Raw genomic sequence first — 20,441 nt, 5'->3', positions numbered from 1 at the left:
AATGATGCGTCTATCCGCCACTTCCCTGTTGTGCTTGCTGGCCCTTGCCGGCTGCACCCTGGGACCGGACTATCGCACGCCGGAGAGTGCCATTCCGGCGCGATTCCAATACCAGGATGGCTGGCGAACCATGCCGGAGCAACCCTGGGTGGCCCAGGGTACCTGGTGGGAAGCGTTTGACGATCCAGTGCTGACCGATCTGATCCGGCGCGCGGATCAGGCCAGCCAAACCCTGGCCCAGGCGGAAGCCCGTTTCCGCGCCGCCGAGGCGCAGTGGCGTCTGGCCCGTGGTGAGTACAGCCCGCGACTGGACGCGTCCGTGAACGGTACTCGTAGCGGCGGCAGCGATACCGATCCCGGCAACTTGTTCAGTGGCCGTCTGGATATCAGCTGGGCGCCGGATCTTTGGGGGCGGGTGCGGCGCCAGGTGGAAGCGGAGCGTGCTGGTCTGGCCGCCAGCGCCGCCGACATCGCCGCTGCCCGACTGACCCTTCAGGTAGCGGTGGTGCAGGGCTATGTTCGGGTACGCGCGCTGGATCGCCAGCGCGATATTCTCGAACTGACCATGGCGGCATACGATCGCTCGGCGGAGTTGACTCGCAATCAGTACAACGCCGGTATCGTGTCCCGGTCCGATGTGATCCAGGCGGAAACCCAGCGCCAGTCTCTGCGCACGCAGCTCTATGATCTGCAACAACAACGAGCCCAGGAAGAAAATGCGCTGGCGGCCTTGTTGGGCGTGGCGCCGGTGTCGTTCAGCATCGCCGCCACCGATGACCTGCCGTTGTTGCCGGCACTGCCGGCGGCCCTGCCATCGGTGTTGATCGCGCGCCGCCCGGATGTGGTGGTGGCGGAACGGGGCGTGGCCCAGGCCAATGCGCTGATCGGCGTGGCCCAGACCGCCTGGTTGCCGGATCTCACCTTGAGCGCCTATGGCGCTTTGCAGGATGACACCTTCTCGGGCTTGTTCGATGCGCCGCAACGAATCTGGTCGGTGGGGCCGTCACTGGCGCTGACATTGTTCGATGGTGGCCGCCGGCGCGCCACCCGCGATATCGCGGTGGCCCAGTACGATGAGCAGGTGGCGAACTACAGACAGACCGTCCTGGACAGTCTGCGCGATGTGGAAGACGCCCTGGCGACGATGCAAATTCTTCGCGAGAAAGCGGAACAGCAGGATGAGCTGCTGGCCTTGGCGGAACAGAATGAAAGCGTCATCACCAACCGCTACCGTGCCGGCATGGTGTCTTTCCTGGAGGTGGCCACGGCGCAGAATCTCACCCTGGAAGCGCGCCGCTCACGCCTGGACATCACCAGCCAGCAATTGCAGGCAGCGGCGGAACTGGCCGCCGCCATAGGCGGCGGCTGGGACCTGGATGACCCGGTGATCCAGCGTATAGCCCGCCCTGAACCCGGCGAATAGCCAGCCAGGCGTGTTCGCATAGTGAAGGGCTATGGCAAAAATAGAGGCAAACGTTTTTATTAATTAAGACTCTGTCCTTATGCTCCTTGTCTATCAGAGACGTAATGAATGAAAGACGAGGAGAGTGTCCATGTTGAGCAATCGGGAAGGCCAGCGTGTTCCGGAAGTCACCTTCCGCACCCGGGAAGGCAATGAATGGCGGGACGTGACCACCACGGACCTGTTCCAGGGCAAGACGGTGGTGGTATTCGCGTTGCCGGGGGCTTTCACGCCGACCTGCTCCTCCACTCACCTGCCGCGCTACAACGAGCTGGCGCCGGTGTTCAAAAGCAATGGCGTGGACGACATTCTGTGCCTGTCCGTTAACGACGCCTTTGTCATGGACGCCTGGGCTGGCGACCAGGCAGCGGAGAACATTCGCTTTATTCCCGATGGCAACGCCGAGTTCACCGAGAAGATGGGCATGCTGGTGGGCAAGAAGGAGCTGGGTTTCGGTTCCCGCAGCTGGCGTTACTCGATGCTGGTGAAGGACGGCGTGATCGATAAGATGTTCATCGAGCCGGACCAGCCCGGTGACCCGTTCGAAGTCTCCGACGCCGACACCATGCTGGGTTATATCAATGGCGAGGCGGCGTTGCCCAAGCGGGTGACGGTATTCAGCAAACCGGGTTGCCCGCACTGTGCCCGCGCCAAGAACGCGCTGCGAGAGGCGGGTTACAGTTTCGAGGAAATCGAGCTGGGCAGCCGTGGCCTCAGCTACAGCACTCTGGCGGCGGTGACCGGCGCCGGTACCACCCCGCAGGTCTATATTGAAGGCGAACGTATTGGCGGCGCCGATGAATTGGAACAGTGGCTGGCGGCCGCCGTTTCCTGACCCTTACCCGCGCTCACCGGGTAGCGGCGCACAAGGACGCGCGCCCACTGTTTTCCCCAAGTGACTTCCCCTTCCTCGGCCGGCTCCCCGCCGGCCTTTTTTTGCGGTGAGCCCCATTCACTTATCAGTCTGAAACCGTTTCCTATCGAAAGGGCTACGGAGCCGCTGTAGATACCCTGTTCGATATCAAGCGTTTTGAAGCCCTTGAGGCTGAAATAAACGCGATGAATCGAATGGGGTATCGGTCTTCAAACAGGCCCACAGGCCGGTGAGGTATTTACGCATCACCGCTACCAGAGCCTGGATCTTCTTCTTGCCCCGCGCCACCAGAGCCTCATAGAACGCCTTGGCGTTGGGATCATAGCGCACCGCCGATAGCGCCGGCATATACAAGGCGGAGCGTAGGTAAACATTGCCCGCCTTACTGATGCGTCCAGGCCGGTTCACACTGGTTCCAGACTGGTGCTGACGCACATCCAACCCCGCATGCCGACTGACCTGACTGGACTTCAGATCCCGTGGCAGCACGCACAACTCCGCCAGGACCGACAAGGCTGTCGCCTCTCCAACACCCTTGGCCGCCAACAGATGCTCATACTGACGCTGCAGTACGGGAGCCTCGGCCATCAGCTCCAGGGCGGCCTGGCGAAGCCGCTCAATACGGCTCTCCAGAGTGGCGATGCCGTCCTGCTCATCCTCGATCAGCAGAGCCGGAGTGGAGCGGGTGGCCTTCAGAGCATGCAACCGGTTCTTAGCCTGAGCCCGGCTGCCCACCAGCCGGTTGATCTGTCGTCCCAAGCTTCTCAGCGCCTGGTGCTGCTGATCGGGCGGCGTCCACAGCGCCGGGGCCATACGCTGGCCGTATTCGGCCAACAGATCCGCATCGATGCCGTCGGATTTACTGGTCTGCAGCTTCAACTCAGCGAAATGGCGGAAACTCTTGGGGTTGATCACCGCGACCGGCAGGCCCGCGTCGGCCAGTGCCACCGCCAGATCGAAATAATAGATGCCCGTGGCTTCCATCACGATCAGGGCCGGCTTGGCCTTCTTCAGCTGTGAGATCAGAGCCGCGTGCCCCTCCACGGTCTGTTTGTACTGCTTGGGCTGAGAGGCCTTGTCGCCTTGCCGAATCACGGCATCCACGCTGTAAGCACTGATATCCAAGCCCACATTAACTGACACGTCACTTCACCCCAGGTCATTGATTAGAGACAATGGGCACCGGTTCCCCGACCTCGCACTGCTTGCCACTACCGACCTTGTGGATACGAAGTCCCTTGGTGGGCTTCGGGATACCCTTCGGAGTGAGCAATGAGGCGGGGAGCCGCTCTACAGACGAAGTCAGACCACGCTGCTTCCAGGAGCGAACGGCCTCCCCGGTAACCGTGTTAAACCCTATCAATATCTTCCGGGGCAACATACAAGGGGCTTCGTAGCACCGCTCATGGACCCTGATCGGCTGGCGCCCGGCGTCCGCCAGGCCGTTTTTGGCATTCCGGGCAGGGCAAAATGGCACAAGCGGCACTGGCGTGCCGAATCGCCGTGATCGCATAGTGAAGGCCATTCGAGAAGTTCATCGGGAGACCGGGCATGAACGCCAAAGTGACCGCCATGCGCACCAACGCCAGCGACATCCAGCCGCGCCGTATGGATTTCCAGTTCGATCCGTCCATGTCGCGCTACTGGTTCGCCGACGATCAATTCAAAACCACGCTGCTGACGGCTTTATCCTGCACCTTTCCAGAGGGCGAACGTTTCTTCGTCCGCGCCGTGCGCCACTATCAAAAGCAAATCTCCGATCCGGATCTGCGCGAGCGGGTGAAAGGGTTCATCGGCCAGGAGGCGCACCACGGTAAGGAGCACGAAGCGTTCAATGATTTCATGGAAGAAAAGGGCGTGCCGACCCGCAAGGTCCATGACTTCGTGCACAACGGCATGAAGTGGATCGCCAAGAACCTGTCTCCGGAGCGGCAATTGGCAAAGACCTGCGCGTTGGAGCATTTCACCGCCATGCTGGCGGAACTGATTCTGGAAAACCCGGAGTTTCTCGAAGGCATGGACGAACGCATGCTGCCTCTTTGGCTATGGCACGCGGTGGAGGAAAGTGAGCATAAGGCGGTGGCCTACGACGTGTACGCGGATCAGGTCGGCAGCTACTGGATTCGCACTTCGGAAATGGCGCTGACCACGGTGGAATTCATCGGCTTCACCATTTTTCACTATATCCAGTTGCGTCAGGGTATGGACGATAAACGGGATCTTCGTTCCGTGGGGAACGGGCTGAACTGGTTGTTCGGCCGGCCGGGTTGGCTCCGGCGCCTCGGACGGTCCTATGTGGCGTATTACAAGCCATCTTTCCATCCGGAAAAAAAGGACAGCCGCGCGGTACGTGAACAGGCGCTGAAAAAGCTGTCTCGGATGCTTGATCGTCCAGAGCTTCAGGGCGTCGGCTAAAGCAAAAAATAGCCGGCGGAGTTGCCGCCGGCCATCGTCGTTATTGCAGAGCTTCGGTGATGGCGTCGAGGGCCGCCGTGGTGGAGGTATAGGTAAAGCTGGAGCTGGCCACCGGGTGAGAAGAGAACTTCACCACCACCAGTTCCGCTTGCGGATCGATATGAATCATCTGGCCATGGATGCCGGCGGCCTGTAAGGCACCATGGTCGTTGTGGGTCTGATACCACTGATTGTGATAGGACTGCCCCCGACGGAAATCCAGACCACCGCCCTCGAATTTGGATCGCTCGCCACCTTTGAAGATGTCCTCGATGGCGGCCTTGCTGACCATCTGCTCACCATTGTAATGGCCTTTGCGGCGCACCATTTCGGCGAAGCGGGCGAGGTCGCGCAAAGTAGCGTTCATGCCGCCGCCGGCCAGCGGTGTGCCGTGGGGATCCACCAGAACATAGGCATCCCGTTCGGCGCCCAGCTTGCTCCAGATACGTTCGGACAGCAGGTCGGTGTAGTCCCGCCCGGAGGCCTTGCTGATGATCCAGGCCACCACTTCCGACTGCACCGTCTGGTAGGTGAACTGCTTACCGTGCTCGCCGCTCTTCTCGGTCAGGCTGGCGAGAAATTCATAAAGGGAAGCCGGACCCTGATAGTTTTTCGGTTTTGGCAGAATGCCGGAAGAGAAGGCGTAGCGGTAAACGTCGGAGGTGAAGTCCTTGTAGTCCTCGCGGTAACGCACCGCGGCGGTCATATCCAGTACCTGTTGTACGGTGGCGTCACCCCAGGCACTGTCTTTCAGTTCCGGCACGTAATGGGCCACGGTGGCGTCCGGGTCCAGCTCGCCACGTTGAATCATGTCGGCGGCCAGCAAGCCGGTGACTGATTTGGTAACGGACCACAGGATGTGCTGATCCTGATCATCCATGCCATCGGCGTAGGTCTCGTACACCACCCGTCCCTTGTGCAGTACGATGAAAGCGTCGGTATAGGTGTCGCGAAGCCATTCGGAAACGGTGGTGGTCTGGCCGCTGCCGTCGTCGAAACGGAGATCGCCCAGACCGCGGTCCTTGTACTTCAACTTTGCCACATCCGCCAGCGGATCGCGGGCGATGCCCCGTGAGGGTTGCAGTTCGCGCATGTGATGCAGTGCCCAGCGGCCATTGGGGAAACGGTTGAAATTAGCCTGGGTGACCAGCTTGTCCGGCGGTGGAGGGAAGCCCTGCATCAGTTGCAGTTTGGACAAAGTGGTGCTTTCCGGTGGCGGCAGTTGAGGTGTGTCGGCATGGCTCTGGCTGGTGATCAACAGGGCCGTGGCCGCCAAGCCGTAACGGAGGCTTTGTAACATGGTGTTCTCCCGATGGTTTTAATCCTTATTGGCTCCCGGGGTGAACAGGATCACTCAACCGTACATGGCCACGCGTTTGCGGCCCGGTGATTCACCGAACCAGTCGCGGAAGGCGCGATAAAACTGCGCTGTCTGACTGTAACCGAGCCGCACCGCCAGTTGCTCGGTGGTGAGATCGCGCCAGGGCATCAGTGTCAGCGCCAGTTGCCGGCGGCTGTCACTGAGGAGGGAGCGGAAATCCTGCCCCTCCGCTTCCACCCGCCGTTGCAGGGTGCGTTCGCTCACCGCCAGTAGCGAGGCGCACAGCGCCAGCGGCTTGCCCGGCAGCCCCACCACGGTCGGCAGCAGGCCGCGCACCGAGTCGCTCCAGCCGAGGCCGGGTTGCATGCGCCGCAGTTGCCGCTCACGCTGGCCAAGGGCGTCGAGACTGCCGGCCGTGGCGGAAGGTTGCAGCAGGTGGGCGTTGCTGAAGACCACGCCGTCCTGCTCTTCCCCGCAACTGACCGGTACGCCCAGCAGCGCCTCCAGATCCCGGCGGTCCCGCTCACCATGATGGGCGCGCAGAGTCACGCGCCGTATGCGCAAGGGGCTGCCGCGTTCCAACAGGCGGCAGGTGGAATACAGCAATGCCAGAGCCTGGCCGTCGTAGCCCTCGAAGCCAGGGCGCCGGAACAACTGCAGGCTGCTTTCCTCGGTACCGATCCGCAGACGGTAGTCACCGAGCTCCGAATGCAGGCACAAGTAGCGCTGGTACTGGTTGACCCGGTCCAGAATGTCGCCGGGGATCGGCGACAGGCCGGGGAACAGCCGGCGCTGTTGTTCCAGCGCCTGAAACCCCCGGGCCAGCAGTGCCGGATCGCCCTGCTGATCGGCAAGCCGGGCGGTCAGATCGGCGCAACGCCAATGATTGATCCGCTCCGCTTCGGTACAGCGTTCCAAATGGTACTCGTTGAGCGCCTGATCCAGCCTCCCGCCAGGCACGCGTGCATCCAGGGCCGCTACCACATGATGGAAGTTCTGGCGGGACATGGTGGCATCGATGAGCATGGTCGGGACGGTTCCGGGAACAGACTGGCTCCCATTGTCGGTTTGTCCCGCTGACCGGCAAGTGCAATTCACGTCAACCACCTTACCGTCAGCCACGCAGGATGCGCGGGCGGGGAATCCCGCGCTCCTTGAGCAACGTGGTGACGCGCACCACCACGTCGCTGCGGAAGGCGGTCTCGTAGCGCACGTCCAGGACATACGCCTTGGTGCGGAAACGGATCGCCAGGGCATTGCCGATTTCCACTTCTTCGATGGCGAAGGTCACCGGTTTTTTCAGATAAGCGTAGCGGCTGGTGACCACCACTTCGCGAATCAGCGCTTCGATCTGCTCCAGATCCGCGTCCAGGGCGACATGAAAGTCCGACACCACCATCATATCCAGGGCGCCGGCATTGCCGGAGGCGACGGCGTCGGTAATGAACAGGGAGTTGGGGATAGTGACCAGATTGTCGTCCAGGGTCTGCAGCCGCACCGCGCGCAAACCTATGGCCACGATCTCGCCGTAGGTCTCGCCGAACTGCACCCGGTCGCCCACTTGAAATGGCCGGTCGAACAACAGCAGCAGTCCGGCCACCAGCGATGCCACCACATCCTTGAGAGCGAAACCCAGCGCCACCGCCAGGGAACCGGCGGCGGCCAGAATGAACTCCCTGGGCGGGTTCAGAACGCCGAGGATGAGGGCGCCGGTACCGAGCGTGTAAATCAGAAAGCTGACCAGCGTGATGAACTGGAGAATCAGGAAGCGGCGGCTGGGCAACCGTTCCATCAGGGAATGGCCGAGCCGGTTCAGCCCCCAATTGAGCGCCCACAGAAACAGCCCGCCGAGAATCAGCAGCAGTATGGCGTAGGCGTTGAACAGGTCGATCACCACCGCCAGGTCGCTGACAATGTCGCCGTTCTCATTCATGGAGCAGATTCTTCCTGTTCAGTTGATTGATCACGGTGCGATACCACATCGGCACCACCCGGTAGCGGCTGTCTTCCCCCTTATAGATGAACCCGGCGTCCTGGCCTGCCTTGAGCGCGGAACGCACTACATTCTCGGAGAGGTCGGTGACAGCGACGATTTCATCGCCGGACAGATTCTCATGGCTGACGATGGCGGCGTAGACGAACATCAGGGAATCGCCGGACTGGCCGGCGGCCAGTGCCGACGAAGGCTGTGCCGGCAGGCCCACCAGCACCTGCCGGGGGGTGACCTTGATCGATGTCAGCCACAGTTTCAGCGCGACCATCGGGTTGCCGCCACAGGCGTCCCACAGCAAACTGAAATAGCGCTGTTCCGCATTGCGCATATTGCCGGCCTCCGGACCCCGCGAGGACAGCAGCAGATCATCGTAGCGCAGCTTCTGCTTGCTGAGGTGGTGGCGTGACAGGATCAGTGAGCGGATCTCGCTTTGATCCCAGCGTTTCACCTTGATGACCCGGCGGAACTGGTAGTCACGGCCGAACACATTGGAGAGATAGGACCAGCTCTGGTTGTTGATCAATACCAGCCAGAACAGGTTATCCAGACGGGCGTTGGTGAGCGTGAGCAAGGTCTGCCAGCCTTCCAGCCCGCCGATACGGGCGAGGAAGCAGTTTTGCGTTTCGTCCAGGATCAGCAGGGTGGGCGGGCGCTGCTCGTCGTTCTTTACCAGGCTGGCGGGGCCTTCGTCCAGGGATTCGCCGAGAGCGTCGGCGATCATCGAGGTCACCGCTTCCGGTGTCACCGTGCGCGGCGGCACCGATACCGTCACCAGGCGCAGGTCCGGTTGTTCTTTTTCCATTTTGCTGACCAGCTTGCGCATGGCCATGCTTTTACCACTGCCCTTTTCGCCGGTCACCAGCAAAGCGTTTTCTTCCACGCTTTCAGAATGCCATTGCTCCACCGCCTTGATCATCGCATTGAGCAGGCCGGTGTCGATAAACGGGGTTTCCTGGTCGTCCGGCAACTGATTGGCGAACCACTTTTGATATTCCTTTCCGGCCTCGCTGGTGTCTTCCCGAACCGGCTCCTCATCCTCTCCGACCCCTTTGGTGCGTAACCGGAACCAGCGCGCCTTGAGGCGCAGGTACCAATCCAGTTCACCGAGCAGCATGTCCAGGTAATGAAACAGAAAATTCACCAGCGCCACCGGTAACAGCACCGGTGCGGTCCAGCCAAAACGCAGGCCCTTGAGCAGGCGCTCCGCCACCGGATCCAGGACCGATGGCAGAATATTCTGTAAACACAGCAGATAATCGTCACGGCGGAACGCCAGCAGCCGGCCGATGGCGACATAAAGACACACTCCCACCAGCACCGTGCAGAGCAAACCGATAAGAGATTGGCCAATCAGCCGGTCCACCGCGAACCATAGCGCCCACGGCAGCATCATCCACAGTGCCTGACGGCGGGCCAGAGCGCTGGCCTCGGTGATCTGGGCATCGTTGAGATAGCTGTGGGCGCTCTGGCAAACCCGGAACACCAGCCATTCCCCGAATAACCACAGCAGACCGAACAGCACATACAGGCGTGCCAGTGGCAACAGCCAGCGCACCACCTGGGTGGACGGGGAATCGAGCAACGGTGCCAGCAGATGGATCACCAGCCAGAGCAGCAGCCAGGGCACCAGGGGCGCGATGCCGCTGAGCAGCCGGCTGGCGTTCCACAGCCAGCGCTTCTGGCCAGCCCGGGAAACCAGACGCTCATGCAGGCGAAGCAGGGCACGGCGGCCGCGCCGGCCCAGTTTCATCACCAGCGCCAGGATGGCGAGACCGAGTATCACCGCCAGAGCATTGCTGACCAGCGGGGTGTAATGGCGTATCTCCCGGTTCAGAGTCCATTCCCGGTAGGTCTGCGCCAAACCCTGATGGAGGCGGTCGACGGTCATCCGTGCCTCCAGGCCGAGCAGCGGGAGCCACTCCGCCGGCGCGTAGCTGAGCCACAGTCGCAGCACGCCCTGGCGCTGCCACAGCCCCGAGCGCAGCGCCAATTGTTGCCGCCGGGTTTCATAGTGGTGACGCCATAGCGCCAGACGTTGCGGGGCGGGGATATCCGCCTGGATGTCCGCCACCGGCGGCGGCCAGAGAACGTCGATCTGGCGGGCCGCGTTGGCCGGTTGGTTGCGCAAGGGCGGGAGCAGGGCGATCAGCGCGGTGAGATGATCACGCAATGGCCCGGAGGGGACCAGCGGATCGGTTTCCAGGGCCGTCAGGGACTGGTATTCCTCAAGCAACGCCAATGCGGCGGCGCGTTCCTGACGGGACAGGGAAAACCATTGGTCGCGTTGGTCATCAAGCAGGGCGCGGACGCCACGGCGTTCGGTAACCGCCTGATTGAGGCGCTCCTCCAATTGTTCGCAGCTCAGCGAGGGTGGCGTGATGGGGCCGGGCGGAGGCCGGTTGGCGGCGTCCGCCGGTGCGCCAAGCGCCTGATTCAACGTGTCCGGAGCAATGGGCGTTCCGTCCAGCAAACGCTGCAGGGGCTCCACCTGCCGATCCATGCTGACGGTTTGCTGTTCCCATTGCTCCAACTGCCGTTGTTCCCGGGCGCAGGTGGTTTCGGTGGCCGCGTTGGCCTGGCCGGCGAAAGCCAGCAGCAGCCCGGCCATCGACATAAACCAGCGAAGCCCCATAGTGTCTCCTTGTCCCTGTCCGCCCTGTCCTTCGACGGGTTCGACCCATTGTAGGGAGCCGGGGGAGGGGCGTCATCCGTAAGAGCCCTAAGACCGGCTCTTGCGCTTCACTCGGCTGGCCGGGGTGCTATAGTCGAAACAAGGACGATTTTTATGGCCACCGTCCATGGCGGCTACCCCGAAAAGGGTTGGGAAAGGGCCCTGTGAAGGCTTTTGCAGTATCGCGATGTAGGGAGAAGCATTATGGCGGGTCTGTTGGTGAAAGACGTGATGATCAAGCATCCCATGTCCATCCCGGCCGATATGGACCTCACCCTGGTGGTGGACACGCTGCTGCAATACCGCATCACCGGTTTGCCGGTGGTGGATAACGAAACCCGTGTCATCGGCTTCGTGTCGGAGCAGGATTGCCTGCGGCAACTGCTGGTTTCCAGCTATCACAGTGAAGGCGCGGTGCGTGTGGAGCAGGTGATGCACGGTGATCCGCTCACCGTGGACGTGGAGGAATCGTTGGTGGATCTGGCGGAGCTGATGCTCAAACAGAAGCCGAAAATCTATCCGGTGGTGGACGAGAAGCGCCGGCTGATCGGTTTACTGACCCGCGGTCACGTGTTGCGGGCCCTGCGCGACAGCCGTCGTGGTGGTTAAGAGCCTGTTCACGATCTCTACACCACCGCGCCGGAGTTCATTTTGTTGTCAGGCCGTGATTCCGATTGTGCGGTGTAGTTAGTCTACATAAACAAGCGTAATCGCGGCCTGGCGACAAAAGGGGCCCGGCCCTCCGGGTTGCGCTGGAAAAGCCGCCAGACGACGCCCCGGCCTTTGCCTTTGGCGCCACCAGAGCCTGCAGTCCGCGACGCCGTCTGGCGGCTTTTCCAGCGGCAACGCGGTGGTGTAGAGATCGTGAACAGGCTCTAAGCAGCCATTCCATACAATTCCCGGAGGCGGGCGCGGGCTAATCTGTCATCGATAAAGTCGTGCCGACCATGGCATCAGCCACGGCATAACAACAACAGGGAGGCGGAAGTCATGCGTGATTTAAATACCTTTTTGAGCGACTACGGTGAGAGCCACCGTAATCCGGTGAACCAGTGGGTGCACATCGTCTGTGTGCCGCTGATTTTCATTTCCACACTGGGCCTGTTCTGGTTGATTCCGGTGGGCCGCTGGCTTGGCCTGGAGGGCGCCGCCGCCTATTGGGTCAACGGCGGTTCGATACTGGCGGTGTTGTGCATGCCGTTCTACCTGCGCCTGTCCATGGGCGTATCGTTGTTGATGCTGGGCTGGCTGGCGGTGTCGATCGCGGTGGTCACCGGCATCGATCGCAGCGGTTTGCCACTGGGCTGGACGGCGCTGCTGGTGTGGGTGCTGGCCTGGGCCGGTCAAGCCTGGGGGCATAAAGTGGAAGGCAAGAAGCCGTCGTTCTTCGACGATCTGATCTTTCTGCTGGTGGGGCCGATTTTCGTCAGTCTGGAGCTGATGCATAAACTCGGTCTGAGCCGCACTCCGGGGCACGGCCGCCCCTCCTGACGGGCCGCGCGAGTGCCGTGACGCCGTTATCGCCGCTGTTTATCTGGCAGGGAGGCTGGCTGATGCTGGCCTCCTCTCTGCGTAATCGTCCCCATCGCCATGTGGCCGCCTCATTGCTGGTGGGGCTGGAAGGGCCGCTGCGCGTGCAGATCGCCGGGCACTGGGTGGGTTCGCCGCTGGTCTGGGTGGCACCGGACGTGGAACAGGCCCTGGAAAGCCCTGGCCCGGTGGCGGTACTGCATCTGGATCCCGATGACGGCGCCTGGCGCGGCCTGCCGGTACAGGGGCCGGGCGGCGCCCTGCCGGAGTCGCGTCTGCCGGGCTTTCGGGAGGCCTTGGCGGGTCTCAGGGAGCAGTCCGGGGTAGAGGCCGTGAGAGCCTTGCGTGAGCGTCTGCGGGCCGCCGCGCCACCGCTGGATCCGCGTATCGCCGCGGCCTGCCAGGCCCTGCGCCGGGAAGATCTGGACGGCGCCCGCCTGGCATCGGCGGCCGGGCTGTCCGAATCCCGCTTCCGGCATCTGTTCCGTGAGCAGGTCGGTGTGTCGCTGAAACGCTTCCAACTGCATCTCAAATGCCAGCGCGCGCTGAGGCTATGGCGCGATGGCATGAGCTTCGCCGAATTGGCCGGCGCCGCCGGCTTCTACGATCAACCCCACCTCAATCGTACCCTCCGCGCCATGTTCGACGCGCTGCCTTCCCGTTATGCTAGAGCCTTTCCGGTCCAGGTAGTGCACCTGGATTGTCTCTGACGGCCTTTTTGGCGGCCGTCCCGGCGGTTTGTTGGCGCCGGCTCAATAACAAGGAGCAGCTTATGGAGTACCAACACATCCATACCGCGTTGGCGGAAGATGGCATCCTCACCGTGACTTTGAATCGTCCCGATCGTCTCAATGCCTTTACTCTGCGCATGAAGGACGAGCTGGTGCACGCTTTCGGCGAGGCCAGCAAGGATAACCGGGTGCGAGCGGTGGTGGTTACCGGTTCCGGCCGCGTGTTCTGCGCGGGTATGGAGATGGAACCGGAGGACGGCGGCAACCTGTTTGGTTATGACCGTGCCGACAGTGAAGAACCGCCGCTGGAAGTCATACGCGACTCCGGTGGTGAGGTGTCATTGGCCATTTTCGAATGCCGCAAGCCGGTGATCGCCGCCATCAATGGCGCCGCCGTCGGCGTCGGCATCACCATGACCTTGCCGATGGACTTTCGGGTGGTGGCGGAAGGCGCCAAGATCGGCTTCGTCTTCAGCCAGCGGGGGATTACTCCGGAAGCCTGTTCTACCTGGTTCCTGCCCCGGCTGGTGGGCATGCAACAGGCGTTCGAATGGGTCTACAGCGGTGATATCTTCCTCGCCGAGGAAGGTCTGAACGCCGGTTTGTTCCGCAGTGTTCACCCCCGTGACGAAGTGCTTGAAGCGGCCTATGGTCTGGCCCGCAAGCTGATCGCCAAGAGTTCACCGGTATCGGTGGCGCTGGCCAAACAGATGTTGTGGCGCAACCCTAACTTCGATCATCCGATGCAGGCCCACGCGGTGGAGTCGCGTCTGATTTACCGGTCCAGTGAATACTGGGACGGCAAGGACGGCTTCAAGGCCTTCCTGGAAAAACGCGACCCGGTGTTCGACACCGACCTGAATTCGGTTCCAGCCCAGTTCGATTTCTGGCCGGAACCTCCTTTGCGGTAAGCGCGAGGGCGCTTGCCTTTTTAAACCGTTTGAAGGACTAGGGAAGAGAACAATGAAACGAGAAACCATAGCGATTCACGGCGGCTTCGCCGGCGACCCGGAAACCCATTCCGTGGCGGTGCCGATTTACCAGACCACCAGCTATTACTTCGACAACACCCAGCATGGCGCCGACCTGTTTGATCTGAAAGTGCCGGGCAATATTTACTCGCGCATCATGAACCCCACCAATGGCGTGCTGGAAGAGCGTGTGGCGCAGCTGGAAGGCGGCATCGGCGCTCTGGCCATGGCCTCCGGCATGGCCGCCATTACCGCGGCGGTGCAGACCCTGGCCCGTGCCGGCGACAATATCGTTTCCGTCAGCCAGCTCTATGGCGGTACCTATAATCTGTTCGCCCACACTCTGCCGACCATGGGCATCGAAGTACGCATGGCGGACGGCCGCGATGTGCAGGCTATGGCCGCCGCCATCGATGACAACACCAAGGCGGTGTTCTGTGAATCCATCGGCAACCCGGCGGGTAACATCGTGGATCTGGCCGCGCTCGCCAAAGTGGCCCACGATGCCGGCGTGCCGCTGATCGTCGACAACACCGTGGCGTCTCCGGCGTTGTGCCGGCCGTTCGAGCATGGCGCGGACATCGTGGTGCATTCCCTGACCAAATACATGGGCGGTCATGGCACCACCGTGGGTGGGATCATCGTCGATTCCGGTAATTTCCCCTGGCAGGGCAACGCCCGCTTCCCGCAGTTCAACGAGCCGGATCCCAGCTACCACGGGGTGATTTACACCGAGGCCATGGGCCCGGCGGCGTTTATCGCCCGCGCCCGGGTGGTGCCGTTGCGTAACATGGGCGCGGCGCTGTCGCCGATGAACGCCTTCCTGATTCTGCAGGGTATCGAGACGCTGAATCTGCGCATGGAGCGTCATTGCGAGAATGCCATCAAGGTGGCCCGTTACCTGAAAGCCCACGACAAGGTGGAATGGGTGAACTATGCCGGGCTGGAAGGTGACCGTGACGCGGAGCTGGCCAAGCGTTACATGGATGGCGGCTTGCCGTCGGCGATTCTCAGTTTTGGCATCAAAGGCGGCCGCGAAGCCGGCGCGCGCTTCATCGATGCGCTGCAAATGATCAAGCGTCTGGTGAATATCGGTGACGCCAAGAGTCTGGCCTGCCACCCCGCCACCACCACGCACCGGCAGCTTAATGACGACGAACTGAAGACCGCCGGCGTGAGCGCCGATCTGGTGCGTCTGTCCATTGGTATCGAGCACGTGGACGATATTCTCGCCGATATCGAGCAGGCCCTGGACGCCGTTTAGTCACCGCGTTCCGCGCGGAACCGGGCCGGCGTGCTGCCGGTCCAGCGTTTGAACGCCTTGACGAAGGCGCTTTCGTCGGAGAATCCCAATTCCTCGGCGATCCGGCCGGCGCGCTCGCCGTCGGCCAGCGCCTGCTCCGCCCGTTCCCGCAGCAGGGTGTCGCGCAACAGCTTGAAGCCGGTGCCTTCATCAGCCAGCTTGCGGATCAGATGGCGCCCGCTCATACCCAGTTGCCCGGCGATACGTTCCTTGCCCCAGTGCGGATGATCGCGGATCAGAGCGCTGACCCGGGCACCCAGGGACGGATTTTCCAGGCGCGCCAGCACGTCATCGGCGAGGCCGCGCAGATGTCGGCACAGGGCCGGGTTGGCGTGAATCAGCGGCAGTCCCAGCTGCTCGGCGTCGAATACCAGAGCGTTGTGATCGGCGTTGAAGTGCACCGGCACCCCCAGCCTGTCATGGTAGCGTGCGGGGTCGCTCTGGGGAGCGTGGCACACCGTCAGACAGGCCGGCCGGAAGGCATCGCCGGTGCTCCAGCGGGTCAGATTCAGCGTGCTCGCCATCACCGCCTCCACCCGGGTGGCCTGGCGAGTATGGTAAAGCGGCTGGTAGCGCAGCTCGCAGCGGTGGGCCGTGACCGCCTGAAAATGAAAGGTGCCGCCCTCTCCGACAATGGGGTGGTAGTCGAGCAGTGACGCCACCGCCTCGCCCAGGGTTTCGCAACTCATCAGGATCATGCCGGCGGTATCCAGGTGCCCCACCTGCAGGGCCAGCCCCAGGTCCACGCCCACCAGTGGATCGGCGGCGGCCCGACAGAACGCTTCCCAGAGCCGGTCCTGGCTGTCCAGATCCACCCGCTCCCGGGCTTCCATCTCCGCCACCAGATCATCGGGCAGACGCAGCCCCAGGCGTTGTGCCGCCTGCAGGATGGCTTGGGAGAAGTGCACCGTCACCGTGGGACTGTGGTTCATGAGCGAAGTCCTGAATTAACCGGGGCCGGGTCGCGAATCAGCCATGCCCGGCCGCCTCGGTAGGATTAGCCTGAAAACAATAACAAAAAGGACAGGTATTCATGTACGCAGTGATCGGTGCCGGACCGATGGGCCTGGCCTCGGCCAGAAACCTCAGTAAACAGGGTTTGCCCTTCGTCGGCTATGAATTGAACAACGACGTGGGTGGTTTGTGGGACATCGACAACCCGCACAGCACCATGTACGAGACCGCCCACCTGATTTCCTCCAAGCGGATGACGGAGTTCCGCGAATTCCCCATGGATGAGCGGGTGGCCACCTATCCTCACCACGCCGAACTGAAGCAGTATTTCCAGGATTACGCCCGCCACTTCGACTTGTATCGGCACTACCGGTTCGGTACCCGGGTGGTCTCGGTGACGCCGGAGGGCGAGGGTTGGCGGGTGACGGCGGAAAAAGACGGCAACCAAGACAGCCGCTACTTCGATGGTGTACTGATCGCCAGTGGCACCTTGCACACCCCTAACCGGCCGACGCTGCCCGGGCAATTCGAAGGTGAACTGCTGCACGCATGCGATTACCGCGATCCTGTGCTGTTCAAGGACAAACGCGTGTTGATCGTCGGCTGTGGCAATTCCGCCTGCGACATGGCGGTGGATGCGGTACACCAAGCGAAACGCGTGGATCTGTCGGTGCGCCGGGGCTATTACTTCCTGCCCAAATTCATTGGCGGTCGGCCGTCCGACGCCATCGGCGGCAAGCTCAAATTGCCGCGCCGCCTCAAACAGCGGTTGGATGCCTGGCTGATTCGCATGATCATCGGCCGGCCCAGCGACTACGGCCTGCCGGACCCGGATTATCGCCTGTACGAAGCCCATCCGGTGGTCAACTCCCTGGTGCTTCATCACCTGGGCCATGGCGATATCACGCCGCGTTCCGACATCGCCGGCATGCACGGCCGCACCGTCACGTTCACGGACGGGGCCCAGGCCGAATACGACCTGATTCTTCTGGCCACCGGCTACAAGCTGGATTATCCGTTCATCGACAGCGCGCTCCTCAACTGGCGTGGCGCCGCGCCGAGCCTTTATCTGAACCTGTTCCATCCACACTACGACAACCTGTTCATGATGGGCATGATCGAGGCCGCCGGCCTGGGTTGGGAGGGGCGCAACGAGCAGGCGGAGCTGGTGGCGCTGTATTTGAAGCGTCGCGCCGAGGGGCATCCGGCGGCGCGGGAGCTGGCCCGCTTGAAGCGCGAGCGCGCCGGGCAGAGCCTAGATGGCGGTTATCACTATCTGAAGCTGTCGCGCATGGCGTATTACGTGCACAAGGACAGTTATCGGGCCGAGCTGGCCAAACGGCGCCAGGCGCTGCAATAACCGGGAGACCGTTTCATGGGCCCTGATTCCCCGATTGATTTCAGCACCGGCAATCTGATCGTGCTCAACGTGATTCTCGCGTTGATGATGTTCGGTGTGTCTCTTTCCCTGCGCGTGGAGGATTTTCGCCGTGTGCTGCGCATGCCCCAGGCGCCAGCGGCGGGGCTGCTGGCGCAGTTCCTTTTGTTGCCGGCCTTGACCTGCGTGGTGACCTGGGTGCTGGATGTGGAACCGGGGCTGGCGTTGGGCATGATTCTGGTGGCGTCCTGTCCGGGGGGCACCTTTTCCAACATCATGACCTGGCTGGCGCGGGCCAATGTGGCGGTGTCGGTGAGCATGACCGCGGTGTCCAGCCTGGCGGCCACGATACTCACACCGCTCAATTTCGCCTTTTATGGCTGGCTCAATCCCCACACCCGTGATCTGGTCACCGAGATCGCCTTGAACCCCTGGAACATCCTGATGCTGGTGGTTCTGGTCCTGGCGGTACCGCTGCTGCTGGGTATGCTGACCGGCCGCCATTTTCCACGCTTCGCGGTCAGGGCGCAGAAACCCATGCGTGTGTTCACCTTGCTGGTGTTACTGGCCTTTGTCGGTCTGGCTTTCGCCAAGAACCTGGATGTGTTCCTGCAAAACGCCCACCGCATTGTCGCTCTGGTGATTGGGCAGAATGCCCTGGCACTGGCGTTGGGGGCCTGCGCCGGCATGATGATGCGGCTCGATCGGGCCGACCGGCGGGCGGTGACCTTGGAAGTGGGTATTCAGAACTCCGGGCTGGGGCTGGCGATCCTGTTCACGTTCTTCCCGCAGGCGGCGGGCATGATTCTGATCGCCGGTTTCTGGGGAGTATGGCACCTGGTCAGCGGCTTGATTCTGGCGTTGATCTGGTCGCGTGGTACCGAACCCGCGCGATCCGGGTGGGAGGCATCATGAGCCGGGTGCTGATCACTGGAGCCGGCGGTTACATCGGCCGCCTGCTTGGCGAGCGGCTGGCCGCCGGGCACACCGTGCTGGGGCTGGATGTGCGGGTACCGGCGGATTTGCCATTCGAGTGCCGGCAGGGCGACATCCGTGATCCGGCTCTGGCGGAGCTGATGCGGGAGTGGCGCATCGATACCGTGGTGCACCTGGCGGCGGTACTGGAGGATTCCGGCAATCGAGCGCGTGACCACGACATCGATGTCAACGGCACCCGCAATGTGCTCGATGCCTGTCTGATCGCCGGCGTCACCCAACTTATCGTCACCAGTTCCGGCGCCGCCTACGGCTACCATCCGGACAATCCGGCCTGGCTGGATGAGCAGGACCCGCTGCGCGGCAATCCGGAGTTCGCTTACTCCGATCACAAACGTTTGGTGGAAGAAATGCTGGCGGGTTATCGCCATCGCCATCCGGACTTACGGCAACTGATTCTGCGGCCGGGTACGGTGCTAGGGGAAAGCACCCGCAATCAGATCACCGCCCTGTTCGAGCGCAAGCGGATTCTCGCCATCGCCGGTTCCGATTCGCCGTTCGTGTTCGTCTGGGATCAGGACGTGGTGGGCGCCATTGCCCGCGGCGTGGAAACCGGCGCCGAAGGGATCTACAACCTGGCCGGCGACGGTGCTCTCACGGTGCGGCAAGTGGCTTCGATATTGGACAAGCCGCTGTTGGTCCTGCCCGCGGGTGTGTTGCGCGCGGTACTGTGGTTGGGGCACCGGCTGGGGCTTACCGTCCATGCGCCGGAGAAAATCAATTTTCTGCGTTACCGGCCGGTGCTTGGCAATCGCCGTTTGAAGGAGGAGTTCGGTTATTACCCGCAAAAAACCTCCGAGCAGACGTTCCGCTTTTTCGCTGAACGGGCCCGTGCCCGGGGGCAGCTATGACCGATAACACCGCGACCACCACGTTGATTACCGGCGCCGCCTCCGGCCTGGGCTGGGCTTTGGCCCAAGCGGCTTTCCAGCGTGGCCACCGGCTTATTCTGGTGGACCGCGACGCCATGGCGCTCGCCAACAAGAGTGAGCAACTGGCCGCCATGGATCCGTCGCGGGTGACGCATTTTGCCCTGGACCTCACCGACGGCCCGGAGCGAGATTGTTTGATTGAGCGGATCGCGGCCCGGGGGCGCCTGGATGTGCTGATCAACAACGCCGGCATTACCCATCGTTCGTTGGCGGCGCGCACCGAACTGAGGGTCTTTCGCCAGGTCATGGCGGTGGACTGGGAGGCGCCGGTAGCCCTGACTCTGGGGTGCCTGCCGTTGCTGCGAGACAGTGGTGGCTGCGTGATCAATATTGGCTCCATGGCCGGCTGGATGCCGGTGCTGGGGCGGGCCGGTTATTGCAGCGCCAAGGCCGCGCTGGCGCAGTTCTTCGAGGTATTGCGTGGCGAAGTGGCGGATCAGGGCGTCGGTGTGCTGATGGTGTACCCCAGCTTCCTGGCCACGCCGATCGAAAGCAATGCCCTGGGTTTCGACGGCAAACCCGCCGCTCATGCCCGCTCCTCGGTGGGCAGGGTGCGTAGCGCCGGGTGGATGGCGGAGCGCGTTATGGATGCCTTTGAGCGGGGTGAAAAACGCCTGTTCCCGGACCGCTTCACTCTCATGGCCAGTTTGCTGTGGCGGCTGGCGCCTGATCTCTACCATCGGTTGATGCGACGCCGCTTCGCCGAGGAACTGAATTCCTGACGGCCCGCCGGTTCAGGGGGTTGCCACTGGCCGGAGCGGCTCTGGTGTAGGGCCTGTTCACCCTATTTGCATCCCGCCTGCTGGATGCCCTTTTTGCCTCCAGCCAGGCGGGATGCAAATAGGGTGAACAGGCCTTAGCATCGACGGCA

At 62.3% G+C, this 20,441-nt stretch carries 18 protein-coding genes; 12 read left to right on the top strand and 6 right to left on the bottom strand.

The genetic code is table 11. The annotated features are described in order from the left end of the window. Position 1 precedes the first annotated feature (1 nt). Together RYH70_RS19990 and RYH70_RS19985 are read left to right on the top strand one after the other, a co-directional pair. Positions 2-1,423 carry an efflux transporter outer membrane subunit gene (locus tag RYH70_RS19990; protein WP_022994695.1) on the top strand — a complete coding sequence of 474 codons (1,422 nt, stop codon included), beginning with the start codon at positions 2-4 and terminating at the stop codon, positions 1,421-1,423. Between the two features lie 130 nt (positions 1,424-1,553). After that, positions 1,554-2,297 carry a glutathione peroxidase gene (locus tag RYH70_RS19985; RefSeq protein WP_022994696.1) on the top strand — a complete coding sequence of 248 codons (744 nt, stop codon included), beginning with the start codon at positions 1,554-1,556 and terminating at the stop codon, positions 2,295-2,297. A 186-nt stretch (positions 2,298-2,483) separates the two neighbouring features. Here RYH70_RS19985 and RYH70_RS19980 read toward each other — a convergent pair whose 3' ends face one another. Further along, complete coding sequence (locus RYH70_RS19980) at positions 2,484-3,479, bottom strand: IS110 family RNA-guided transposase (RefSeq protein WP_080530207.1); 996 nt, start codon at positions 3,477-3,479, stop codon at positions 2,484-2,486. Between the two features lie 408 nt (positions 3,480-3,887). On the opposite strand from RYH70_RS19980, the gene RYH70_RS19975 reads away from it, so the two are divergent. Further along, positions 3,888-4,751: a metal-dependent hydrolase gene (locus tag RYH70_RS19975; RefSeq protein ID WP_022994697.1), complete on the top strand. Its 864-nt coding sequence runs from the start codon at positions 3,888-3,890 to the stop codon at positions 4,749-4,751. A 40-nt stretch (positions 4,752-4,791) separates the two neighbouring features. On the opposite strand, the gene RYH70_RS19970 is transcribed toward RYH70_RS19975, so the two are convergent. From RYH70_RS19970 to RYH70_RS19955, 4 genes are all read right to left on the bottom strand, one after another. Next, complete coding sequence (locus tag RYH70_RS19970; RefSeq protein ID WP_026948362.1) at positions 4,792-6,090, bottom strand: serine hydrolase domain-containing protein; 1,299 nt, start codon at positions 6,088-6,090, stop codon at positions 4,792-4,794. 54 nt (positions 6,091-6,144) lie between these two features. Beyond that, positions 6,145-7,137 carry a helix-turn-helix transcriptional regulator gene (locus RYH70_RS19965; protein WP_317009568.1) on the bottom strand — a complete coding sequence of 331 codons (993 nt, stop codon included), beginning with the start codon at positions 7,135-7,137 and terminating at the stop codon, positions 6,145-6,147. Positions 7,138-7,225: 88 nt separating this feature from the next. Beyond that, on the bottom strand, positions 7,226-8,044 hold the full coding sequence (locus RYH70_RS19960; protein ID WP_317009567.1) for a mechanosensitive ion channel family protein: 819 nt from the start codon (positions 8,042-8,044) through the stop codon (positions 7,226-7,228). Then, positions 8,037-10,736, bottom strand: a complete 2,700-nt coding sequence (locus tag RYH70_RS19955; protein ID WP_055100366.1) for an AAA family ATPase — start codon at positions 10,734-10,736, stop codon at positions 8,037-8,039. Before RYH70_RS19955 ends, RYH70_RS19960 begins: the two co-directional genes overlap by 8 nt. A gap of 243 nt (positions 10,737-10,979) precedes the next feature. Between RYH70_RS19955 and RYH70_RS19950 the strand changes: the two genes are divergently transcribed. From RYH70_RS19950 to RYH70_RS19930, 5 genes are all read left to right on the top strand, one after another. Next, a complete protein-coding gene (locus RYH70_RS19950; protein ID WP_022994702.1) occupies positions 10,980-11,384 on the top strand; it encodes a CBS domain-containing protein in 405 nt (134 codons plus the stop codon). A gap of 381 nt (positions 11,385-11,765) precedes the next feature. Continuing rightward, positions 11,766-12,266, top strand: coding sequence for an Mpo1 family 2-hydroxy fatty acid dioxygenase (locus tag RYH70_RS19945; RefSeq protein WP_022994703.1), 501 nt, complete (start codon positions 11,766-11,768; stop codon positions 12,264-12,266). Between the two features lie 62 nt (positions 12,267-12,328). Next, complete coding sequence (locus RYH70_RS19940; protein ID WP_022994704.1) at positions 12,329-13,015, top strand: helix-turn-helix domain-containing protein; 687 nt, start codon at positions 12,329-12,331, stop codon at positions 13,013-13,015. A gap of 62 nt (positions 13,016-13,077) precedes the next feature. Continuing rightward, entirely contained in the window at positions 13,078-13,947 is an 870-nt protein-coding gene (locus RYH70_RS19935) for a crotonase/enoyl-CoA hydratase family protein (RefSeq protein ID WP_022994705.1), read from the top strand. Positions 13,948-13,999: 52 nt separating this feature from the next. Further along, complete coding sequence (locus tag RYH70_RS19930; RefSeq protein ID WP_026948359.1) at positions 14,000-15,271, top strand: O-acetylhomoserine aminocarboxypropyltransferase/cysteine synthase family protein; 1,272 nt, start codon at positions 14,000-14,002, stop codon at positions 15,269-15,271. Here RYH70_RS19930 and RYH70_RS19925 read toward each other — a convergent pair. Then, positions 15,268-16,242, bottom strand: coding sequence for an AraC family transcriptional regulator (locus RYH70_RS19925; RefSeq protein WP_022994707.1), 975 nt, complete (start codon positions 16,240-16,242; stop codon positions 15,268-15,270). The two genes, RYH70_RS19930 and RYH70_RS19925, sit on opposite strands and share 4 nt — an antisense overlap. Before the next feature lie 101 nt (positions 16,243-16,343). On the opposite strand from RYH70_RS19925, the gene RYH70_RS19920 reads away from it, so the two are divergent. From RYH70_RS19920 to RYH70_RS19905, 4 genes are read left to right on the top strand one after another with little or no spacing between them, the layout of a single operon-like run. After that, positions 16,344-17,624 carry a flavin-containing monooxygenase gene (locus RYH70_RS19920; RefSeq protein WP_055100370.1) on the top strand — a complete coding sequence of 427 codons (1,281 nt, stop codon included), beginning with the start codon at positions 16,344-16,346 and terminating at the stop codon, positions 17,622-17,624. A 15-nt stretch (positions 17,625-17,639) separates the two neighbouring features. Then, on the top strand, positions 17,640-18,557 hold the full coding sequence (locus tag RYH70_RS19915; RefSeq protein ID WP_022994709.1) for a bile acid:sodium symporter family protein: 918 nt from the start codon (positions 17,640-17,642) through the stop codon (positions 18,555-18,557). Beyond that, the gene (locus RYH70_RS19910) at positions 18,554-19,489 is read left to right on the top strand and encodes an SDR family oxidoreductase (RefSeq protein ID WP_022994710.1); all 936 of its coding nucleotides are present in this window, start codon (positions 18,554-18,556) and stop codon (positions 19,487-19,489) included. The genes RYH70_RS19915 and RYH70_RS19910 overlap by 4 nt, the downstream gene beginning before the upstream one ends. After that, positions 19,486-20,292 carry an SDR family NAD(P)-dependent oxidoreductase gene (locus RYH70_RS19905; protein WP_233917302.1) on the top strand — a complete coding sequence of 269 codons (807 nt, stop codon included), beginning with the start codon at positions 19,486-19,488 and terminating at the stop codon, positions 20,290-20,292. The genes RYH70_RS19910 and RYH70_RS19905 overlap by 4 nt, the downstream gene beginning before the upstream one ends. The last annotated feature ends 149 nt before the right edge of the window (positions 20,293-20,441 follow it).

The organism is Alloalcanivorax xenomutans, assembly GCF_032810065.1.
Classification (GTDB): Bacteria; Pseudomonadota; Gammaproteobacteria; order Pseudomonadales; family Alcanivoracaceae; genus Alloalcanivorax; species Alloalcanivorax xenomutans.
The sequence above is the reverse complement of the archived record's forward strand: the minus strand, read 5'-3'. Positions and strand labels throughout refer to the sequence as shown.